Below are 21,332 nucleotides of genomic sequence, written 5' to 3'. Positions count from 1 at the left end.
AAAAAACAAAGGGCGGAGCCGGTCGGCTCCGCCCTTTTGCTGTTGCGTTTTAGGCGTTGGGCTGGGCGTAGGTAAAGAAGAAGTAGCCCAGGGGGGTGTAGTACATGCCGTTGATACGGTCGGAGATCATGTACTTCTGGGTGTAGAAGTACAGGGGGTTAAGGGCCCAGTCCTGGCCGATGATGATGTCCTCGGCGTCATGCATGGCCTGCATGCGCTCGGCAGGATCGGTGGTGGACTTGGCGGCCTGGATCAGCGCGTCGTACTCGGGGTTGACGTACTGAGCGTCGTTGTTGCCGCCGCCGGTGAGCCACATATCCAGGAAGGACATGGGATCGTTGTAGTCGGCGATCCAGCCGTTGCGGGCGATGGAGTAGTCGCCGTCCTTACGGGTCTGCAGGAACACGGCCCACTCCTGGTTGTTCAGCGTCACGGTCACGCCCAGCTCGGTCTCCCACATGTACTGCAGGGCCTCAGCCACGGCCTTGTGGGCGTCGGAGGTGTTGTACAGGTACTCGACCACCGGGAAGCCCTCGCCGTTGGGATAGCCGGCCTCGGCCAGCAGCTGGCGGGCCAGCTCGCAGTTGGCCTCGTAGTCGGCGTCGGTGGGCGCGTAGTAGTCGCCGCCGTTGGTGCGGAAGTCCGCGCCGGAAGCGCCCTCGGCGTCATACACGCCCGCGGGCACGAAGCCGCCGGCCTCGACCTGGCCGGACTGGGTCACCTGGTTGACGATGTAGGTGCGGTCAACGGCCAGAGTGAAGGCCTGACGGACCTTGGGATTGTCGAAGGGGGCCTTCTGGGTCTGGTAGCAGACATAGTAGGTGCCGATGTAGTCCACGATCTTCAGGTCGCCGGAGGCGATCAGGCCGGCGATTTCAGCCTGAGGCACATCCTCGATGAAGTCCAGCTCGCCGGAGTTGAAGCCGGACAGCATGGCGTTCTGGTCGTCCATCAGCTTAAAGGTGATCTTGTCGGGGCCCAGGTTGGCCACGTCATAGTAATACTGGTTGGGCTCCATGATGATCTCGGAGTTGTGGTTCCAGGCGGTCATGGTGTAGGGGCCGTTGGACAGGTAGGTAGCGGTATCGAAGGTCCACTGGTCGCCGGCGGCCTCGATCATGTCCTGACGCACGGGGAAGGTGGCGGGGAAGGCGCAGATCTCGGTAAAGTAGGGCAGATCGTTCACCAGCGTCACCACGAAGGTGTGCTCGTCGGGGGCGGAAACGCCCAGCTCGGAGGGCTCCTTCTCGCCGGCCATGATCTCATTGGCGTTCACGACGCAGTCGATCATGTAGTTGTAGTCAGCGGCGGTCTCGGGGGTGACCAGGCGCTGCCAGGAGTACACAAAGTCCTGGGCGGTGACGGGCTGGCCGTCCGACCACATGGCGTCGTCACGCAGCGTAAAGGTGTAGGTGACGGTGCCGTCGGCGTTCTCAGCCTTTTCATAGCTGGCGGCCTGGCCATAGGTCAGCGCGGCATTGTTGGCCGTACCGTCGGAGCCGTTGGCCTCCACGCCGGAGTCCTCCCACTTCATCAGGCCCTCGAACATGTGGCCCAGCATGATGGCGCCGTCCACGGCGGAGTTCAGGGCGGGGTCGATGGACTGGGGCTCGGACGCGATGTTCAGAGTGATCTCATACGCGCCGTCGGAAGGAGCGGTGGTTTCGGGAGCGGTGGTCTCCGGAGCAGTGCTCTCCGGCGCGGTGGTCTCCGCAGTCCCGCCGCCGCCGCAGCCGGCCAGCAGAGAAACCACAAAGATCACGGACAGAAGCAGAGACAGGAGCTTCGTCTTTTTCATTATATGGACCTCCATTTTTCATTTTTGTATCATTTCGCCTTACGGCGCGATACACAATGGGTTTCTTTGCGCCCGCATTCTGCGGGCGCAAAAAGGCCATGGCCTTTTTGGAACAAACCGATTATATCATAGAGCTCAGCGGAGTGTAAAGCAATTGTTTCAAATTTGTTACATAAATTTGAACAAAAATCCAGATCCTTTTCCTGCCGCCTGCGCCGGGCGTGGCCTTCCGTGCGCTCCTTACCCCGGCAGATGGCACGCGGCCCAATGGCCGGGCGCATATGCCCCCCGCGGGGCCGCGCCCCGCGGGGGCCCCGCCTTTACCGCGCTTCCTCGGGCGGAATCGATCCGCCCTGCGGCAAGGGTTTGGCCCTGCGGCAAGGGTTTGGCCATGCGGCCAAACCGCTTGGACGCCGCCCACGCGGCGGGCCGGCCCTGCCGGCCGAAGAATATGCGCCCCTTACCCCAGCAGATGGCACGCGGCCCAATGGTCGGGCGCATATTCTTTGAACTCGGGGACCGCTTCCCTGCACTTTTCTGTGGCATAGGGACAGCGGGTGTGGAAGCGGCAGCCGGTAGGCGGATTCATGGGCGACGGGATATCGCCCTCCAGTACGATCCGCTGCCGGGAGCGGCTTACCTCCGGATCGGGCACAGGCACTGCGGACAGCAGCGTCTTGGTGTAGGGATGCATCGGGTTACGGTTGAGCTCGTAGCTCTCCGCCAGCTCCACCATTGTGCCCAGGTACATCACGCCGATGCGGTTGGAGATATGCCGCACCACGCTCAGGTCGTGGGCAATGAACAGATAGGTCAGCCCCATCTCCTGCTGCATATCCTCCAGCATGTTCACCACCTGCGACTGGATGGACACGTCCAGCGCCGAGATGGGCTCGTCACACACGATAAACTCCGGCTTCACCGCCAGGGCCCGGGCAATGCCCACCCGCTGCTGCTGGCCTCCGGAAAACTCATGGGGATAGCGGTTGGCGTGCTCGGTATTCAGTCCCACCTGCCCCAGCAGCTCCTTGATCCGTTCCGTGCGCTCCGCCTTGGAAGCGCACAGCTTGTGGATGTCCAGCGCCTCGCCGATGATCTCCCCCACCGTCATGCGGGGGTCCAGGGAGGCAGAGGGGTCCTGGAAGATGATCTGCATCTTCCGCCGGTAGGGCAGCATGTTCACCTGCTTGGGCCGGGGCACCTTGACCTGGACCAGCTCCTCCCGTTTCGTGGTGGAGCCGTCCTTCTCCCGGACCGGCACGCTCTTGCGCTGCCAGGGATCCTTCCCCTCGAAGATGGTCTGTCCGTCATAGACGATCCGGCCCGAGGTAGGCTCATGCAGCTGCAGGATGGTCCGGCCCAGCGTGGTCTTGCCGCAGCCGGACTCCCCCACCAGGCCCAGGGTCTCGCCCCGCCGGATGAACAGGGACACGTCCTCCACCGCCTGCACGCCGGGGCCCTTTAAACCCTTGACCCCAAAATACTTCTTCAGGTGATCGACCTGTACGAGGATGTCTTTTTGCTCACTCACGGCCGTCCACCTCCTTCTTCTCCCCCTTTTCCCGCTCCAGCTGCTCCTGTACCCGCAGCCAGCAGGCCGAGCGGTGCTGGTTGCCCAGCTCCACATAGGGCGGCATCTTCTGCAGGCAGATCTTCATGGCGTGCTCGCACCGGGGCGCGAAGGGGCAGCCCTCGGGCGGGTTGAGCATGTCCACGGGAGTGCCCTCAATGGGGATCAGCCGCTCGTAGCTCTCCGCGTCCACCCGCGGCATGGAGCGCAGCAGTCCCATCGTGTAGGGGTGACCGGGCTGATAGAAGATATCGTCCACCGGCCCCTGCTCCACCATCTTCCCCGCGTACATGACCGACACCTTGTCGCAGATCTCCGCCACCACGCCCAGGTTGTGGGTAATAAAGATGATGCCCATATGGGTCTTCTTCTGCAGGTCCTTCATCAGTTCCAGGATCTGGGCCTGGATGGTCACGTCCAGCGCCGTGGTCGGCTCGTCCGCGATCAGCAGCTGAGGGTGGCAGATCAGCCCCATGGCGATCATCACCCGCTGCCGCATACCGCCGGAAAGCTCATGGGGGTACTGCTTCATCCGCTTTTCCACGTTGTTGATGCCCACCAGCTCCAGCATCTCCATGGCCCGCTTGGCCGCCGCCTCCTTGGAGACGCCCTTGTCGTGGGCCTTCAGGGCCTCGATCAGCTGGTTGCCGATGGTGTATACGGGGTTGAGGCAGGTCATGGGGTTCTGGAAGATCATGGCCACCTTGCTGCCGCGGAAGGCGATCATCTCCTCCTTGCTCTTGGCCAGCACGTCCTCCCCCTCAAAGGTGATGGACCCCCCGATGACCTTGCCCGGGGACTGCAGCAGCCCGATGATGGAGTAGGCTTCCACGCTCTTGCCGGAGCCGGACTCTCCCACGATGCCCATGACCTCGCCGTAATTCAGATCATAGCTGATGCCGCCCACGGCCTTGACTTCGCCCGCGGGGGTGAAGAAGGAGACGTGCAGATCCTTGACTTCCAGCAGCTTGCCGTTCTTTTCCGTATGGTCCATAGGTTTGTCTCCTCCTTTCTTATTTCTTCAGCCGGGGGTCCAGCGCGTCCCGCAGACCGTCGCCGAACAGATTCAGGCACAGGATCAGCAGGCTCAGGATGGCCGCCGGGATAAACAGGCGATAGGGATAGGTGGTCAGACCGCTCAGGGCCTCGGAGCACATGGAGCCCAGGCTGGTCAGGGGCGCGGACACGCCCACGCCCACGAAGGACAGGAATGACTCCAGGAAGATGGCGGACGGGATCTGCAGGAACGTGGTGGTGACGATCTGGCCCACGCAGTTGGGCAGCAGGTGGCGCTTGATGATGCGCCCGCCCTTCGCCCCCAGCGCCCGGGCCGCCGTCACGTACTCCTGCTGCTTGAGCTGGAGGATCTGCCCGCGGATGATGCGGGACATGGTCACCCAGTACAACAGCCCGAAGGCGATGAACATGGCGATAATATTGGGACCCAGGATGGTCACCAGGTTCTGCAGCGGCCCGTTGCCGGAGTTCTGGAACTGTTCCAGCGCCGGCTTCAGCGTGGCCGAGAGCAGCAGGATGATCAGCATCTCCGGTATGGAGTAGATCAGCTCCACGATCCGCTGCATGACCGTGTCCACCATGCCGCCGCAGTAGCCGGAGATGGAGCCGTACAGCGCGCCGATCACCAGCACCAGCAGGGCCGCGCACACGCCTACGATAATGGACACCCGGGCGCCCACCATCACACGCACCATGATGTCACGCCCCTGCTCGTCGGTGCCGAACACGTGGGGGAACACGTCCTCCCCGGCGGCCTTGCGCTGCAGTTCCTGCATCGAGTAGCCGAACGGCTTGGACTGGATGCCCAGCGCCTTCACGGCGTCGGCCTGGGTGACCTCCTCGGCGGTCTGCCCCTGGCTCACATTGGCCTGAGCGCGGATCTTGGCCTCCTCCACACGGGAGAGGGTCTTGCCCGCCGCCGCCGCTTCCGCGCGGGCCTTCTCCACCGCCTCGTCCGGGGTCAGCTTGCCCGCGCCGTTGTGCTCCTCCAGGTAATCGCTGATCCGCTTCTGGTCTTCCAGGCTGTAGTGCCACGGATGCAGCGACTCGGAGCCGCGCACCTGCTGCTTGTAGGTGTACGGAACCACCATCGGGCCGATGAATGCAAACAGGGCGATGATCACCACGATGCACAAAGCCACCATGGCCACTGTGTTCTTCCGCAGCCGCCGCCAGGCGTCCGCCCAATAGGACACGCTCTTCCGGTCCTGAATAAAGTTCTCCCGCTCCTCGGTGGTTGCCGCCTCGAAGGCGTCGCCGGGCAGCTCGTTCCACGACAGGATGTCCTCGATATCCGGCTGGAGGGAGCCGAAGGTCTTTTTCCGCTTGTGTTCGGCCATCGGTCAGTTCCCTCCCTTCGAAAGATTGATCCGCGGGTCCACCAGTTTGTACGCCAGATCCACCAGCAGGTTCATCACGATGATGAACGCCGCCAGGAAGATGGTCGTCCCCATGATCACGGGGTAATCCCGGTTCTGGATGGACTGGATGAAATAGCGCCCCAGACCGGGGATGGAGAACACCTTCTCCACCACCAGCCCGCCGCACAGGGTAAAGGCGATCTGGGGGCCCAGGTAGGTGATGACCGGGATGAGGGCGTTGCGCAGGGCGTGCTTGAAAATAATCTTCTTGTTCTTCAGCCCCTTGGCCCGCGCCGTCTTGATGTACTCCTGGTTGATGGAGTCCAGCATGGCCGTCCGGGTCTGCCGGGACAGGTAGCACATGGGATAGAACCCAAGCGCCGCGCAGGGCAGCACATAGCTCTTCAGCGTCCCGTCAAAGATCGTCGGGAAAATCTTGAGCCCCTCGATCCCGCCGCACAGCGTATGCAGCAGGATCGTCGCCACCACGAAGCCCGGCATTGAGATGCCGATGGTGCACACCACCCGCAAAAGGCTGTCCACCCAAGTCCCCCGCTTATAGGCGGCCAGGCAGCCCAACGGCACCCCGACCACCACCGCCCAGCAGATGGCCACGATGCCCACCTTCGCCGAAACCGGGAACATCTCCAGGATGATGTCCAGGACCGGGCGGTTCTTCTGCATTTTGATCGACACCCCGAAGTCCCCCTGCAGCAGGTTCCCCAGGTACTTTCCCAGCTGCACGATCAGCGGCTGGTCCAGCCCATACTTCGCGTTCAGCGCGTCGATCGTCGCCTGGGACGGCGTCTTCTCCGACAGCCACGGGTTCCCCGGTATGGCGTTCATCAGGAAAAAGGTAATGCAGGCCACCACCAGCAGCGTCAACAGCGCCATCACTACTCGCTTCGCTGTGTATTTTGCCATTTCTTCACTTCCTATATCTGTTGCTTCAATTCATGATGCCCCATATTAGCGTTCGTTTATTTTATCTTAAAAGCCCTCCTGCGTCAAGGGATTCCCTCCGCCTTTTTGATGGAAATGACTCCTTTTCTTGCAAGTGTCCTCACGACACGAACATTTATCCTCGTATTTGTCCATAAATTATTTCGGAAAACAATTTTCTTTATTATGAAAAACTGTTTTTTGGTGTCTTTTTTCTTCATTTTTAAACTTGCAAGCGAATATAAAACCATCAAAGTTAAAAATTATTCATTTGCAGCCAAACCCGTCAAACTAACGTGCTGAAGCATCCGACCAGAAACGATGCAAAAAGCGGCGCACGGACTTGCCGTGCGCCGCTTTTGGGGACATATTCTGCAAAATTCGATGCTTCAGGCGCATGATACCGGCGTACGCCCGTTTTCTCCGGCGGGCCGGAGCGGTTCAACCGCGCCGCGCCCCACACAGGCAGCGCCCCTCCAGCCGGATGCCCTATCAGTCAAACCCGAGGCCCATATAGCCGTGCGCCGTCCGCTCCCACAGCGCCCGCTTTTCCCGGTCGTACCACTTGACCATTCCGAACGCCTGGTTGTAGCTGCCCGGCAGGCCCTCCCACCCGGCGGGGGTACGCACATGATACCGGTCGGCGGGCAGCCGCTCCGCCAGCCGGGCCACGGCCCGCGCCAGGTGCTGAGACGGGATCAGCAGCTCCTTGCACAATACGCTGTGCCGATCCACATACTCAGCCGCGGCGCAGCCCTCCACACCGTCCACCGTGATCTTGTACAAGCCCCCGCCGTTCATACGGCTCATGCCCTGCTGGAACCGCAGCAGGCGCTGATCATAATGGACCGCGGCGGTATCCGAGAGCAGGGCGCGCCGCAGGCGGCCGTACTCCTGCGGCTCCGCCTCCGTCAGGCCGTCCTCCGCACGCGCCGGCCCCACCATGTCCCGCAGCAGCTCCAGCTTCCGGGTGGAAAAGGCCGGGCAAAACGCCACAGTGGCAAAAAACTTATGCAGGCTGGGCTCGGCGGGGACTACGGTGACACAATCGCTCCCCCGGGAAGACAGGAATCCGTCCACATAGTGCAGCAGCTGCCGCCCATATCCCTTACCGCGCATGGAGGGATCGGTGGCCAGGGCATAGACATAGCGTCCCGCCGCCTCCACGCCCCCGGGCAGGGACAGCGACACGGGCAGCAGCGCCAGCATGGAAGCCAGGCGTCCATCCTCCAGCAGCAGGAGCATATCCTCCTCCGGCATGCAGCAGTCATAAAACCAGTCGATCAAGCGGTCTTCGTCCCCGAAGGCCGTCTTCCAGAGCGCCTTCTGCGCCGGGATCTCCCCCGGCCTGGATGGGCGGATGTCCACCATCTGCCCCGCCTCCTTTCCAATGATCCGCCGGATCAGGTCTCCCTCTTCCACATCGCTGTGTGCTTTTCCACCATCTGGTCGGGGTAGTAGGATTCCTTTGCCTTGCGCAGCCCCTCCACCCCCATGTCGTCCTCCCGGTTGAGGTATCTCACATTGGGATGGCGTCCGCGCACCCAGCGGGCAAATTCACGGTTGATCATGGCGTAGGCTCCCTGAAGCTCTCCGTAGGCTTTCTCAAAGTGTACGTCGTAGGTGTCGCTGTTCAGCAGATCCCCCATGGTGAAGGCCACCACCTCGCCGTATACCCGGATCAGCCCTCCCTCCAGGCCCAGCGCCTGATAATGCTCCATGGCCTGCCGAAGGGCGACGCCCTCGTCCCCCAGGTCCCGTTCCTCCGCCTCTCCCTCCCGCGCGAGAGAGCGCCGGTACCACTCCTTGTCCATGGCCAGGCACTCGCCCAGGCTCTCGGGCGTGATCTCCTCATAGGTCCAGGAGGGATTGTTCTCCATAAAACGGTTGATATGGTTGCGCTTGGCATGCAGGCGCTTGCCGCCCAAATCGGCCAGGCGGTCGATCTCGTAGAGATAGTCGTATCCGTCCCGGTCGGCGGTGAAGGTAAACTGACCGGGAAAAAACTCCTCCAGCTCCGCCATTTGGCGCGGGGTAAGGCACACCAGCCGCAGGGGCTCGCCCCGCCGGGCCGCTTCCTCCTCCAGCTTCCGGATCACGCTCGCCAGATCGCCGCCTCCGGCGGGGAACATAAAGCTGCATCCCATCCGCCCGCAGACATGGGTCACCAGAAAATCGTCCACCCGGGCAATCTCCTGGTGGTACGCCCGGCTCCATACAAACAGGTTGGTAAAATTATAGTCGCAGCCCCGGTAGTCCGCCCGCCGCAGCAGCTCGTCGACCCAAGGCTTTTCCTCCAGGCGGGGAGGGTGAAAATCGATCATACAGGTTTCGTCTCCTTGTTTTCCCAGTGTACCGATATGTTATCACGCCCGCATCCATATGGCAAGCAAAACCGGCGCGCCGTCAACGCCTCCTACCTTTAATATAAGCAGGCGGCGGCAGGCCGCCTTCGTGCGCCGCGTCCCGCGCCTCAGCCTGTCCGTCCCACATGCTCCGCGTCCAGTCCACCCGGCCCTCCGCCGTAAACGCCACGCCCTCCGCCTCCAGCAGAGACCGCTGTACGCCCGGGCCGAACGCGCAGCTGGCGGAACCGTCGGCCCGGAGCACCCTGTGGCAGGGGACCCCCGGTTCCCTGCAGGCACGCAGGGCATATCCCACCGCCCGGGCCGCCCGGGGCGAACCCAGCAGCAGGGCTATCTGCCCATAGCTGGCACATTTGCCCTGCGGAATCTGCCGCACCAGACAGTATACGCGCTCATAAAAGTTCATATCCATCTTCTCCCGTGTCTCCGCGGTGGCCCCGCCGGCCTTCGCCCTTTTCCCCGTTTTTTCTTGCCTTTTATGTACTTTTGATGTATTCTGTTCCTGAATTCCGATGCTTTAACTTTGAAGGGAGGCAATATCATGGGTAAATTCGTCATTCGAAAGACCAGCACCGGCATCAAGTTCGACTTGAAGGCGGGCAACGGAGAAACCATCGCCACTTCAGAGGTCTATACCTCTGAGGATGCCTGCCGCAAGGGCATCGCCAGCGTTCAGAAGAACGCGCCCGCGGCGGCCGTGGAGGATCAGACCGTGGAGGGGTATCCCGCCGCAAAGCACCCCAAGTTCGAGGTCTACGCCGACAAAGCCGGGGAATTCCGGTTCCGTCTGAAAGCGGTCAACGGCCAAATCATCGCCGTCAGCGAGGGGTACAAGGCCATGGCCAGCTGCATGAACGGAATCGAATCCGTCAAGAAAAACGCCCCCGACGCCTCCATCGTGGAGCAGGCGTAAGGAGCGCGGCGTATGGATCTCAACGCTCAAATCCGTCAGCTGGCGGAATCCTTCGCTAAGGACAGCGCACTGCGGGCTCAGTTCCAGCAGAACCCAGCCAAAGCCGTGGAGAAGCTTTTGGGCGTGGATTTGCCGGATGATGCAATCCAACAGATCGTTCAAGGCGTGAAGGCCAAGCTCTCGGCCGGCAAACTTTCGGACACCGTCGATTCCCTAAAAAAACTCTTTTGACAAAAGGGACGCGTCCCCGAAACGGGGGGCGCGTCCCTTTTTGCGCACTCGCTAATAACCCGGATATACGTCGCTCTTCTTGGGCAGGAGCAGCGCGGCAATGAGATAGAGGACAACGCCGGTCACCACTACGGTGAGCAGGCTGAGCACCACCCAGATCAGCCGCACCAGGTTGGCGTCGATATTGAAGTATTCCGCGATACCGCCGCAGACGCCGAACAGCTTGGCTCCCTGCTCGATTCGATAGAGCTTTTTGGGTTCATTCATGTTGACCCCTCCTTGTCGTTCTGGGTACATGATACCACGCCGCTGTTAAAAAATCCTTCCGGAACCTTTAAAATTGGGTCAAAAGAAGAAATACATGATTGGAGATCGGTATCCATCCGGTTCGCCGCTGGTTCTCATTTTACCACATTTTCATTGCTTTTTTCAATCCGGCATTATTCACAACGTTCAAAAGTTAGTGGCATGTTGCGCCCTAAGATTCGATACATGTCTAGCGTTATAGAAAAGGGAATCTCTGCATAGAGGCGATTTGGCTAATCACCGCTGTCTGTTAAAACAGGTAATACTGCAACGATTCTGTGGAGTAGCACTGTAGCTAAAAATAGGCACAAGCACTTGCTGCGGGGGCACAGCCGCAGCATTAGGGCAGCAGCCGATTGGTGTGCATGCAGTGATGTGAAGCGGTGCCATAATGGCATAATTGGCGTTGCAGCAAAATTGTCTCCGTCGTGCATATTTTCCTACTTACCCCATTAAGAGAGAAGTATACTCCCGCATATCAGAAAGCGTTTCGATATGCAGGGCCAAATCGATAATTTTTTCTTCCGCCGCCTTGGGCAGCTTGCCGTAGGCCTGAACCTGTTTACGGAATTTTCCGATAATTTCTTCTTGAGTCGGATAAGACGTGTTGAAAATGGCAGGCTCTGCATCCTCAAACACGGCGCCATCCTTCATGGTGACGCGGACTCGGAAAAAGGGGTCGGTTTGGCCACTAGGCAATGGACAGACCCCGGATGTAGACTTTTGAACCAACTCCAGAAGTTCGGGGGTGCTCTGAAGCGCTTCTGACTGTATATACTCTATCCGTATATCCCCATGATACAGGACACAACAGACGTTGAACTGACGGCAGAAAAGAGCGTTGATCTGAGTTGGACTGCTGAAAGGCGCTGCATAGTAGTTGTAGCGAATGTTCCCGGATCGATCCACATCCACCCGACTGATATCAGCTAACTTGTAGCAACCTTCAAACTGCCTGCGTACCTTCATGGCGGCAATACAGGCCCCGGTATTCGGAATGCCGCAGGGAAAACGCTTGAAACAGCCCTCAGTAAAATATTCTGTTCCCAACCCTTCGATACATTTCTCGTAATTGGGCGATAATTCATCATTGTCGTTTCGGACAGCCAGACCCCAATGTCCAAAATACGGATCGGACAGACCACTCCATCCACCCTTAGCCAACTCGCAGGACATAATGCCGCATCGGGCACTTTCTCCGTTGTGGTATTTAAACTCTTGGGAATAGTCATAGTACGCGTTGGCGGGATCGGTGCTGTTGGTGGCGGCATAAGAGAGGGCAGCCTTGGTTTGGGCAGCATCCAAACCATAGTAACGCGATGTAAGAGCGGCCGCGGCGGAGGATACCAGGAGCATATCATAGGGCCAGCGTCTACGCAGGGAATAGAGCAGACGTGCCGTCATATCCTCCGCAGCCACGTTATGGGCAATAAAATCAGCGCCGCTGACACCATAGGCATCAGCCAACGTCAGGTTCAGAGGGATCAAAGTCTCACCCACATGGGAAGGAAGCGTCTCGCCGAAGATTTTGAAGGCCATGCTGCCATAGTCGTTGGAGCGGGTGGTCACGCAGTTGAGCAACACCGCATTGGGAAGCGGGGTACGAAAGCCATGCAAAAAGACAGGGGCCTCCCCAGCACCGCCCCACCTATACAGAAGATCGGTGAGGACTTGGTTGTCTTTGACGATGGCACCGCCGAACAGACAGCCCGTGGTATCCAGCAGTCGGTCCTTGAAGCACTTCACGTTCCAGTCGCTCAGGTGTTCGAATTTAGTATTTACAACGGTTTTACAGAGAAGGTCGGTCACCTTCGGCGGAGCGTAGCGCTCGTTGCTCATAATGGTCAACTCCTTGTATCCTATATAGCTATGATACGACAGCTTAGTGCTCACACCGCCCACAGAGATCACACGGCCGGCCGCGCTTACAGGCGGGAAGATCCAGCAATTCAAGGTAAAAACTAGTCGAGCAATGCTCGGCAATTTCAGCGGCGGCGGGCTCAGGGACTTCGTCAGTTTTATCTGCGTCTGTCATACACAGGCACCTCTTTCAGTCCGGTTTAAGCGGGGCAGGACCGGAATTACAGCGTGATATTCTCCATCAGCTTGTCTAAACTGGGATAGTCTTCGATGTGTTCTATAATCTCAATTGCCCGCTCTATTTTGTATTTAGGAAGGATCACTGAAGCACACGTACGGAAACGATCATAGAATTCTTCGTCGGACAATTCCCACCCCTCCATGTTAGTGCCCTTGGAGTAGAGGGTTTCTTCCGTGAATACCTGACTGCGGGCATGGACCTCCACCCGGCCATACCAGGAGCGCTGGTCTTTCTTCTTATGTTCGGCGTACTCGGGGGCGACATGCATCTTGACTCTGTGCATAAAGTCGTGGATGGCTGGATCGGTCAGGGCCTGGGTGTCCTGCCACGCAGGGCCTGGCTTGTAGTTCATGGCCGCCAAGGCGATACAGTAGGGGCCACTGAATTGGGCATCAATTTGGTTTTCCACGGCGTATTGGTCAGGATGCGCCACAAAGGCACTGGTATAACAGTCCACAGACTCAATCTCATGAGGGGCGAAGCGGTATTTCCCCAGGAGCTTATAGAAGCAGTCCAGCACGCTATGCAGATAGCGGCAGCAGGGGTAGGGTTTGAAGCTGTACGCAGTGGAGAACCATTCCTCGCCCAGCCGCTCGATCACCTTGTCTGGATCCCAAACCCCCTCCTCGCGGCAGTAGATGGCAGGGAAGCCCAGATCCGTGTCCAAGGTCTCCTTGTTTCCTGTATAGCCGAATTTGGCCAGCTGGGCGGCCTGGACAGAGCCTTGGGCCATCCAGGAGACAGGCACATACTTAATCATGGATTTTGGCATGGTGGACTCCCAGTCACGGCAAACAGGCAAGCTACAGAAGTATGCCGAGATGGCGATGGCATGGGCCATTTGCTCGCGGTCAAGCCCCATCAAGATGCCGTTGCCCACCGCGGCGCCAATAATGTGCTCGTTGCTGTTGCCAAAAATATCTGGAGTCTTACCACATTTCATAACGGAAACGGTCATGATGGACAGCAGAACCCGGCTGAGGCGGCGCGCTACCTCCTGGCCAACGCTGAGCGCAGCCAGCAATTCCTTGCCACTGGCTCCCTGAGCTTCCGCCACTGCCAATAGGGCAGGGACGACGATGGGTGGAATGTGGGGCACTGGATCCAGATCAAGACCGTTCAGCATCTCTGCATTTGCAAAGGCCGCCACCGGAGCAGAGTACTTGCCGCCGATTCCGATGAGCGTAGATTGTGGCACACCGCCCATTGCGCGGGCCATAGAAACACCGATTTTACCCTTGTCCGACGAGATCCCGCCCAGCGCGTCTCCAATTCCGTCCAAAAGCACCTTTTTGGCCCCCTGGATCACACGCTCCGGAAGCTTATTGTAGTTGCTGTATTCGCAGGCAAAATCAATAAACGCATTAGAAACTTTACCCATAAAATGTTCCTCCGTCTATAATCAGAGCGGCCGACGGACTCCACCGTGTCTGTAGAGGAGTCCGCCAGACCGCATCCGACAGGTTACTGATGATTAGAAGCTGAAAGCAAATACGCCCAAAGTGAATTATCACTCACATTATCTTTGTCGATTATTTATTGAAAATTGGCGATGAAATCCTTGTCCAGAGACATCTCCTCACGCATCTTCTTAGAGACCTCAGTATACATACCGTACTCGTGCTCCTCACAGTTTTGGGTGAGGGCGGGATCCACGTCGCCGCGGCGGGGCAGGGGCACGCCCTGCCGTACCAGAATATCCTGAACCTTTTTGATATCCACGCTGCGTACGGTGGTACCGTCGGCTACCGCCACAGCGGCGGCGATACCGGCGGCCTGGCCTGTACCGATGCACTGGGGAATCAGGTTGACCCAATCGATGGCCACGTCATCCGTAGAGATGTGGCGTCCCGGACACAGCATACCATCTACCTTTTGGGGCAGAATAGCGCGGTAGGGGATCTCCACAGGGGCACCGTCGTTCACGCTGCTGACCGTGGAGTGCCAGGCAATGACGTCGTCGTGCTTGGCGGCAAAGGCCCAGTCCTTGGGGGACATGACATACTCACCCACCAGACGGTAGCTGCAGCGGCAGCCCAGCTGGGGAGCAATATCGTACAGATAGGCGTCTTTGAACCCAATGGGGCAATACTTTTTGTAGATGTCCAGGATTTCGCGGATGGTGCTTCTGGTGATGATCTCAGTATAAGTCATATCCTTGATGTTGGCACAGTCGCGGTTACGGTGGAAGTTGGAAGCCCAGTAGACGCCGTCGCGGCTCTCAGGGTTCAGGCCAGTCATAAAGCCGGTGCGTTTGGTGATCATGGCGCGCATAGCCTCAAACACCTGAGGATTGGCCTTCTTCCACTCATAGAATGCCTCGTGGTTGACGCCGCCCACACGCCAGCCGAGCGATGTGGCGCTGGAGCGCATTCTGGTGTCGGCAAGGCCGGCAAAGGGGGCCCCTGCCTGGCGGAAGATATCGCCGTCGCCAGTGGCGTCAATGACTACCTTAGCAGAGATGGCCCGGCGGCCCTCCTTGCTCTCAAAAATCACGCCTTTGATCTCATTGTCCTCCATGATGGGCTTGGTGCCCCAGCAGTGGTACAGGACCCGGATGGCGTCCTTGTGTTCCAGCAACATGGCATCCATCTCGATTTTCAGCTCGTCGGCATCATAACAGACGGCATTGACCACGCGCTTGTCCATGTCGTTGATGCTGTTGGCATTGTTTCGGTTGTTGGCCACGCCGGTGGTATTGGGGCGGGTGACACCGCCCATGTAGGAACCCCAGAGGTTGACCAACACGGGATCACTGGAGCCCACTTCCTCGGGCTCGGGGCCCAGCACCGCGCCCGGGATCACCTTCAGACGGTCGAACCACTCCTGCTGGATACCCCGGACATAGGTCTGATTGTACCAGGACAGCTTGGGTACCATCAGCACATAGGCTCCGGTGACGTCTCCGCCGGAGTAGCCGTAACGCTCCATCAAAATGATATTCTTACAACCGGCGCGGGCGGCGGCGATGGCGGCGCTGTGACCGGCACAGCCGCTACCGACCACAAGGACGTCACATTCGTCATAATAGGGGACCGCATTGGTCTCGGTATAAGTCTTGGTTGTCATTGTCTCTATGTACCTCCATTCGCAAGATCGGGTGACTGATCGGTCGTTACAGGATGTGGGATAGGGATAGGTTTACCACTGGCGGTAGGCCTTCATACCGCCGGCGCTCTCGCGGGCCTTTTGAGCCAGTCCGGTATACAGGCCATATTCGTGCTGCTCACAGCATTCAGTGTAGGAAGGATCGGTCTTGGCGTTGCGGGGCAGGGGCACATCCTGGTCGCACAGGATATCCTGTACCTTCTTGATATCCACACTGCGGACAGTGGTACCATCGGCGACTGCCACAGCGGCGGCAATGCCGGCGGCCTGTCCGGTGCCTACGCACTGAGGGATCAGGTTCAGCCAGTCGATGGCCACGTCGTCGGCGGACAGATGGCGGCCGGGGCAGAGCAGGTTATCCACCCGCTGGGGCAGGATGGCCCGGTAGGGAATCTCCACAGGACCGCAGTCGTTGATTTGACAGATGGTGGAGTGCCAGGCAATGACGTCATCGTGTTTTTTGGCAAAGGCAAAATCATCGGAGGTCATGATGTATTCGCCCTGCAGGCGGCGGGAGCAACGGGTACCCAGCTGAGGGGCGATATCATAGAGATAGGCGTTGTGGAAGGCCATTGGGATGGCTTCCTTCAGATAAGCCAACACATCCCGCATAGTGGCACGAGTCTCCATCTCAGTCTTGGTCTGGTCGGCGATCTTGGTGCAGTCCATGTTGGGGTGCCAGTTGTTGATCCAACACATATCGTTTTGATTGGTGGGCAGGGCAGAGCTGCGGAAACCGGCCACCTTACTCAATTGGGCGCGCAGGGCCCCCAATGCCTCGGGCCGGGTGCGCTTCCACTGTTCAAATGCCTCCCAGTCGACGCCGGCGATGCGCCAGACCAAAGCGGTGGTACTGGAACGGGTCTCACCATCGGCCAAACTCTTGTAGGGCGCGCCGGTCTGACTGAACAAATCACCGTCACCGGTGGCGTCAACGACCACCTTGGCCATAACTACCTTGCGCCCCTCCTTGCTCTCGAAGATGACGCCCTTGACGGCACCGTCCTCCAGGATGGGCTTGCAGCCCCAGCTGTGATACATGACGCGAATGGAATCCTGATGCTCCAGAAGCATCTTGTCCATCTCGATCTTCAGCTGGTTGGGCTCGTAGTAGACGGCGCGCACCAGGCAGCTGGGCTTGGCACCCTCGTGACCACTGCGGCTCACGCAGTCGTGGACGGCTTTCCATGCGTCAATCAGCACAGGGTCGGTGCTGCCAGCTGGTTACCTTTGGGCCCGCGGACGGCCTGAGGAATGGGCTCCAGACGGGTAAACCACTCCTCCTGAAGCCCGCGCACAAACTGCTTATCGTACCAGGACAGGTTGGGTACCATGATGACATAACCCCCGGTGACATCGCCGCCAGAGTATCCATAACGTTCCATCAGTACGATGTCTTTACAGCCGGCGCGGGCGGCGGCGATGGCGGCGGAGTGCCCTGCAGCACCACTGCCCACCACCAATATGTCACACTCTTCGTATATTTCCAACGTACTGGAAGGTTCGACATAGGTGTCTTTCATAGTTGTGCTCCTTTGATGATGGGGTTAGATTACAGAATATAGCTGCAGATGGTACCGACTGCAGTTGCCAGAACAATAAAGATGCCAACAACGAGCAAGCCCTTAGTCCAAATAAACTTCTTGGTCATGCCGGGCTTCTCCAGCAAGATGGGGGCATAGATAATGGCTCCGGGGGTCATGTAAGCGAAGAAGGAACTTGCGATGATGACGGTGGCCAGAGGAGTGGCACTGCTGATCACTCCGTTAGCCTGCATGGTGGCAGCGATGGGGAGGCAGATCGCCAGCAAGGGGTAGGAGGCGGCAAAGCCGCTGGTCAAGTTGGTGACCACGGTAGTCAGCACCACGGAGAACAGGACCAGAACGAAGACGCTGGGGGTGCCGATGGTGTTGTTAATGAGGTTGGCAATTGCGGTCTTAATGCCGTGAGTGTCGGAAGCGATACAGTTGCCCAGGATGGAAAAGCAACCGGCCATAGCAATAATCCCCCACAGGACCTTATCAGACATGACCTTGGCACCGTTAATCATGGGCTTGCCATCAATGCGGATTATGCACATGACGGCCAGGAGGCCGACCCAGATCCACACGCTGCCGTATTTTCCGGTAAAGGCTCGGATAGTGCCGCCGGCGGGTGCGAAGGTGCTGGCAAACAGATAAACAACACCGACGAGCAGCAGAACCAGCATGATAATTTGACGACGGTTCAGCTTCTTCTGCTCGGGCTTAAGGTTCATGTCCTCGAAGTTGAAATTCTTCAGCTTGGTCATATCAGGCTTCCAGACAAAGCAAACAATAGCCCAGTAAATCAGCATAATAGCAACGATGATGATACCAGCGGTGATGATATAGGCACCGGTGTCAAAGGCCAAACCGGCAGGTTCCAGAGCAGCCTCGGCCAAAGCCAGAGCACCGACGATTTTGAAGGGGAGGATGTAAATGCCCATCACGGAGTTGTAGACACCCAGCTGCATCGTGCGCCGCAATTCATTATCATCTTCGATGTCGCAGGCTTTACAGATTCCGTCTACAATGGTAAGGTACAGGATGACCAGAGCGGTGGAAGCCTGCAGCAGCAGGGCACAGAACATGAAGCCGATGAATAGAATAAACAGGAATGTCTTGGGTCGACCTTTGATGATTTTTAGAGAGAGTAGTTTGTAGACCAGTACCTGAACTGCACCGGAATCAGCAACGGCTCCGGTAACGGCAAGCAGCCAAATCAGCATTTGAATGGTTGTATTGCCGAACCAGCTGGTAAGCAAATCACCGGACGTGGAGAAACCACAGTCAATCATAGCAATAAAAGCGACCAATAAGGGCCAGAAGGACATGTTGCCGAAGGAAACCATCAGCAGGGTACCGATAAAGATGCCGATGATGCTGACGCCTACAGAATCAATACCCGCGAACGGAGGAACCACACGACCGAAAATGAAGATAAAGAATAGACCAATTACGACCCATACATAGTAGAGCTTATCAGAAGATTTCTTGGGTGCGCTAATTGCTTGTCCCATATTACAACCATACCTTTCTGCTCGCCTAGCAATTTTTGTGTACAAAGAACTATGACTGCGGGGTGTGGTGTTACTCTGATATGTGAATGCCTCCTCCCTCTCTTAAAATAACTCTCCAGCTGGAATTCGCGCTGTTTGAATATATTATAAGGGGGGGGCGGCTATTAAAAAGCACCTTTCTTTACCGATTCGTACCTCTTGTGCTACGGATAGAAGTGCAAATAAATACAGCGAAACGCTGAAAGCGGCGCCTAGATAGGAACCGCTTTCAGCGTTTCGGTGAAGTGGAACAGATACCACATATAACATCCGAAAAGTCTTCAATGTCTTCTACTGTCGCGTCCGGTCGGGCGGTCAGACATGATCTTTGTGGCATAACGAATGAATTCCGATGCGGCTGAATTATGTGACAGGCTAATATTCCAGTACATATTGTGGGTAATGGGCGGATAAAACGATAGTGGAAGCGCTTTTACATGATCCCAGTGCTCCACCATATGTTCGGGCAGAATAGAGCACACCTGACCACTTTCCGTCAGTTGCTGCAGCAAGGAGGCACTGGAGGTCTTCAAGACGACATTTAGACGGTCGATATAGATTGAGCGTGTCTTTAAAACACGTTCAAACCCGGCTACTGGTACCCCCAACAAAGCCAGCGGCAAGTCGGACAGATCTTGAGTGTCGGCGCTATCCTTCTGGGCCAGAGGGAATGTTTTGCTGACGCACAGGGACATCTTGTCGTGAAAGACATCCAGTGATTCTAGGGAAGAGAAACCATACGGCTGCTTTGGAGAAAATGCAAAGTCAATCTCATTGCGCCGAAAGGCATCGCATACTTGTGTTGTGGGGTACTCCAACACCTTTAAATTGATATCAGGGTGGGCCTTGATGAACGGAAGACAGAGCAATGTATACAGCCGATTGATGTTGGTACGTGAAATGCCAATGCGAATCTCTGGCCGTTGATCTGAAAGAGCCCCACATTGGACAATGTGCTGACGCGTCCCTTGGTAGAGATTAGTCATGTTTTTAAGCATATCATGAATCAGTTCACCCGACTCCGTTACCTCAACTCCGGTTTTGGAACGGGTAAACAACCTGCAACCAAATTCATGCTCAATTCCCAGAATGGCACGGGATACTACGGGCCGAGAGACAAATAAGGCCTCAGCTGCCTTAGCAATGTTCTTTAGTTCGTATACTTTCTCAAAATATTCCATCTGTGTTTGTGTCATGACGTCCCGCTCCAATAAATTGGGTTAAATCATCTGCCGTTCTCTTCCACCAGCATCAGGCAGCCGTCCTTGTCGTACTTCAGCCGCTGCACTTCCGCGCGGGTATTGCGTACGATATCGTCCATACGGATGCCCTCGGTAATGGTGGCTACAAAGGTATAGGCCACGCCGTGTTTTTTGGCCCGGCCGGTGCGGCCGATGCGGTGCGTGTAATTCTCCAGTTCATCGGGCACGTCGTAGTTAAACACCGCGTCCACATCGTCGATATCCAGGCCCCGGGCCGCTACGTCGGTGGCCACCAGCACCTTCATTTCACCCTTTTTGAACTGCTCCAGCGTCTTCTCCCGGATGCGCTGCTGGATATCCCCATGAATCGCCTGGCAGGAAATCCCCCGCATTTGCAGCAGCCCCGCCAGCCGGTCGGTCATATTTTTGGTGTTGCAGAAGGCGATGGCCCGTTCATACCCGCCGTGGGTAATGAGTGCGGCCAGTGTATCCACCTTCTGTTCCCGGCCGTCCAGGTCGATGCGGTACTGCTGGATATCCGGCTTGGAGTCCTCCACGGGACGCACGGTGATCTCTACAGGGTCGCGCTGGTACACCCAGGAGATATCCATGACCTCCCGGGAGATGGTGGCGGAAAACATCCCCAGGTTGCGGCGATGCTTGATCTGGTCCAGGATGCGGGTCACATCCCGGACAAAGCCCATATCCAGCATCCGGTCCGCCTCGTCCAGCACCACGGTCTGCACCTTGTCCAGCTTCACCGTGCGCCGTTTCATATGGTCCATCAGGCGTCCCGGGGTTGCCACCACGATCTGGGGCCGCTTTTTCAGCGTAGTGATCTGTTTGTCGATGGGCGCGCCGCCGTACAGGCAGACCGTGCGCACCCCTTCCTTAAATTCACACAGGTCCCGCAGTTCCTCCTGGATCTGCACGGCCAGCTCCCGGGTCGGGGCCAGCACCAGGGCCTGCACATCCTCACCGGCGGGGTCGACGTGCTCCACCATGGGGATACCGAATGCAAAGGTCTTGCCAGTGCCCGTGGGGGCCTTGGCAATCACGTCCTTCCAATCCATAAAATAGGGGATCGCGCCCGCCTGCACAGGAGTGGCCTGGACATAGCCCTTCTTGTCGATTGCCTTCATGATCTCCGGGGAAAGGTCCAGCTGCGCGTAATTGACGATCTCGTTGACTTGCTCGCCGTTGATCTCCATTGGTACAAAATTCCCTTCTGTTTCAAATTGCCTGATTCAAGGTCCCCACAGGCATCGAAACGCTCTTTCGTACCCAAACGCCCGCCCCGTCCGGGGGACGCGACCTCAAATCAACGGAAGCGCCGGC

The 21,332-nt window shown here is 57.8% G+C and carries 19 protein-coding genes; 2 read left to right on the top strand and 17 right to left on the bottom strand.

Annotation, left to right across the window (positions count from 1 at the left end; all coding sequences use genetic code 11):
• Positions 1 to 49: 49 nt before the first annotated feature.
• The 8 genes from H8S57_RS03975 to H8S57_RS03940 all read right to left on the bottom strand — a co-directional run bounded on the left by H8S57_RS03975 (position 50) and on the right by H8S57_RS03940 (position 9,460).
• Positions 50 to 1,798 (bottom strand): peptide ABC transporter substrate-binding protein, encoded by a 1,749-nt coding sequence (locus H8S57_RS03975; RefSeq protein WP_186906785.1) that lies wholly within the window; start codon positions 1,796 to 1,798, stop codon positions 50 to 52.
• Between the two features lie 460 nt (positions 1,799 to 2,258).
• Positions 2,259 to 3,329, bottom strand: coding sequence for an ABC transporter ATP-binding protein (locus tag H8S57_RS03970; RefSeq protein ID WP_256174672.1), 1,071 nt, complete (start codon positions 3,327 to 3,329; stop codon positions 2,259 to 2,261).
• On the bottom strand, positions 3,322 to 4,362 hold the full coding sequence (locus tag H8S57_RS03965; protein WP_186906783.1) for an ABC transporter ATP-binding protein: 1,041 nt from the start codon (positions 4,360 to 4,362) through the stop codon (positions 3,322 to 3,324). The genes H8S57_RS03970 and H8S57_RS03965 overlap by 8 nt, the downstream gene beginning before the upstream one ends.
• 19 nt (positions 4,363 to 4,381) lie before the next feature.
• Positions 4,382 to 5,725, bottom strand: coding sequence for an ABC transporter permease (locus H8S57_RS03960; RefSeq protein WP_186906782.1), 1,344 nt, complete (start codon positions 5,723 to 5,725; stop codon positions 4,382 to 4,384).
• 3 nt (positions 5,726 to 5,728) lie between these two features.
• Entirely contained in the window at positions 5,729 to 6,670 is a 942-nt protein-coding gene (locus tag H8S57_RS03955; protein WP_186906781.1) for an ABC transporter permease, read from the bottom strand.
• A gap of 510 nt (positions 6,671 to 7,180) precedes the next feature.
• Positions 7,181 to 8,110 (bottom strand): GNAT family N-acetyltransferase, encoded by a 930-nt coding sequence (locus tag H8S57_RS03950; RefSeq protein ID WP_369807592.1) that lies wholly within the window; start codon positions 8,108 to 8,110, stop codon positions 7,181 to 7,183.
• A complete protein-coding gene (locus H8S57_RS03945) occupies positions 8,092 to 9,012 on the bottom strand; it encodes a DUF2156 domain-containing protein (RefSeq protein WP_186906780.1) in 921 nt (306 codons plus the stop codon). The genes H8S57_RS03950 and H8S57_RS03945 overlap by 19 nt, the downstream gene beginning before the upstream one ends.
• Before the next feature lie 82 nt (positions 9,013 to 9,094).
• Entirely contained in the window at positions 9,095 to 9,460 is a 366-nt protein-coding gene (locus H8S57_RS03940; RefSeq protein ID WP_186906779.1) for an MGMT family protein, read from the bottom strand.
• 135 nt (positions 9,461 to 9,595) lie between these two features.
• Between H8S57_RS03940 and H8S57_RS03935 the strand changes: the two genes are divergently transcribed.
• Both H8S57_RS03935 and H8S57_RS03930 read left to right on the top strand, forming a co-directional pair.
• The gene (locus H8S57_RS03935) at positions 9,596 to 9,967 is read left to right on the top strand and encodes a YegP family protein (protein WP_186906778.1); all 372 of its coding nucleotides are present in this window, start codon (positions 9,596 to 9,598) and stop codon (positions 9,965 to 9,967) included.
• 12 nt (positions 9,968 to 9,979) lie between these two features.
• Positions 9,980 to 10,198, top strand: a complete 219-nt coding sequence (locus H8S57_RS03930) for a hypothetical protein (RefSeq protein WP_186906777.1) — start codon at positions 9,980 to 9,982, stop codon at positions 10,196 to 10,198.
• A gap of 51 nt (positions 10,199 to 10,249) precedes the next feature.
• Here the strand turns inward: H8S57_RS03930 and H8S57_RS03925 are convergent, their stop codons facing one another.
• From H8S57_RS03925 to H8S57_RS03885, 9 genes are all read right to left on the bottom strand, one after another.
• A complete protein-coding gene (locus H8S57_RS03925) occupies positions 10,250 to 10,465 on the bottom strand; it encodes a PspC domain-containing protein (protein WP_186906776.1) in 216 nt (71 codons plus the stop codon).
• 483 nt (positions 10,466 to 10,948) lie between these two features.
• The gene (locus H8S57_RS03920) at positions 10,949 to 12,343 is read right to left on the bottom strand and encodes an MmgE/PrpD family protein (protein WP_186906775.1); all 1,395 of its coding nucleotides are present in this window, start codon (positions 12,341 to 12,343) and stop codon (positions 10,949 to 10,951) included.
• 242 nt (positions 12,344 to 12,585) lie between these two features.
• Positions 12,586 to 13,986, bottom strand: coding sequence for an MmgE/PrpD family protein (locus H8S57_RS03915; protein WP_186906774.1), 1,401 nt, complete (start codon positions 13,984 to 13,986; stop codon positions 12,586 to 12,588).
• 155 nt (positions 13,987 to 14,141) lie between these two features.
• Positions 14,142 to 15,674 (bottom strand): FAD-dependent oxidoreductase, encoded by a 1,533-nt coding sequence (locus H8S57_RS03910; RefSeq protein WP_186906773.1) that lies wholly within the window; start codon positions 15,672 to 15,674, stop codon positions 14,142 to 14,144.
• Between the two features lie 72 nt (positions 15,675 to 15,746).
• Positions 15,747 to 16,916 (bottom strand): FAD-dependent oxidoreductase, encoded by a 1,170-nt coding sequence (locus tag H8S57_RS03905; RefSeq protein WP_186906772.1) that lies wholly within the window; start codon positions 16,914 to 16,916, stop codon positions 15,747 to 15,749.
• On the bottom strand, positions 16,910 to 17,236 hold the full coding sequence (locus H8S57_RS17660) for an FAD-dependent oxidoreductase (RefSeq protein ID WP_186906771.1): 327 nt from the start codon (positions 17,234 to 17,236) through the stop codon (positions 16,910 to 16,912). Before H8S57_RS17660 ends, H8S57_RS03905 begins: the two co-directional genes overlap by 7 nt.
• A 29-nt stretch (positions 17,237 to 17,265) precedes the next feature.
• Positions 17,266 to 18,753, bottom strand: a complete 1,488-nt coding sequence (locus H8S57_RS03895; RefSeq protein ID WP_186906770.1) for an SLC13 family permease — start codon at positions 18,751 to 18,753, stop codon at positions 17,266 to 17,268.
• A 320-nt stretch (positions 18,754 to 19,073) separates the two neighbouring features.
• On the bottom strand, positions 19,074 to 19,973 hold the full coding sequence (locus tag H8S57_RS03890) for a LysR family transcriptional regulator (protein ID WP_207723693.1): 900 nt from the start codon (positions 19,971 to 19,973) through the stop codon (positions 19,074 to 19,076).
• 44 nt (positions 19,974 to 20,017) lie between these two features.
• The gene (locus tag H8S57_RS03885) at positions 20,018 to 21,205 is read right to left on the bottom strand and encodes a DEAD/DEAH box helicase (protein ID WP_186906768.1); all 1,188 of its coding nucleotides are present in this window, start codon (positions 21,203 to 21,205) and stop codon (positions 20,018 to 20,020) included.
• Between the last annotated feature and the right edge of the window lie 127 nt (positions 21,206 to 21,332).

Source organism: Lawsonibacter hominis, assembly GCF_014287895.1.
Lineage (GTDB): Bacteria > Bacillota > Clostridia > Oscillospirales > Oscillospiraceae > Lawsonibacter_A > Lawsonibacter_A hominis.
This window is presented reverse-complemented; position numbering and strand designations above follow the sequence as displayed.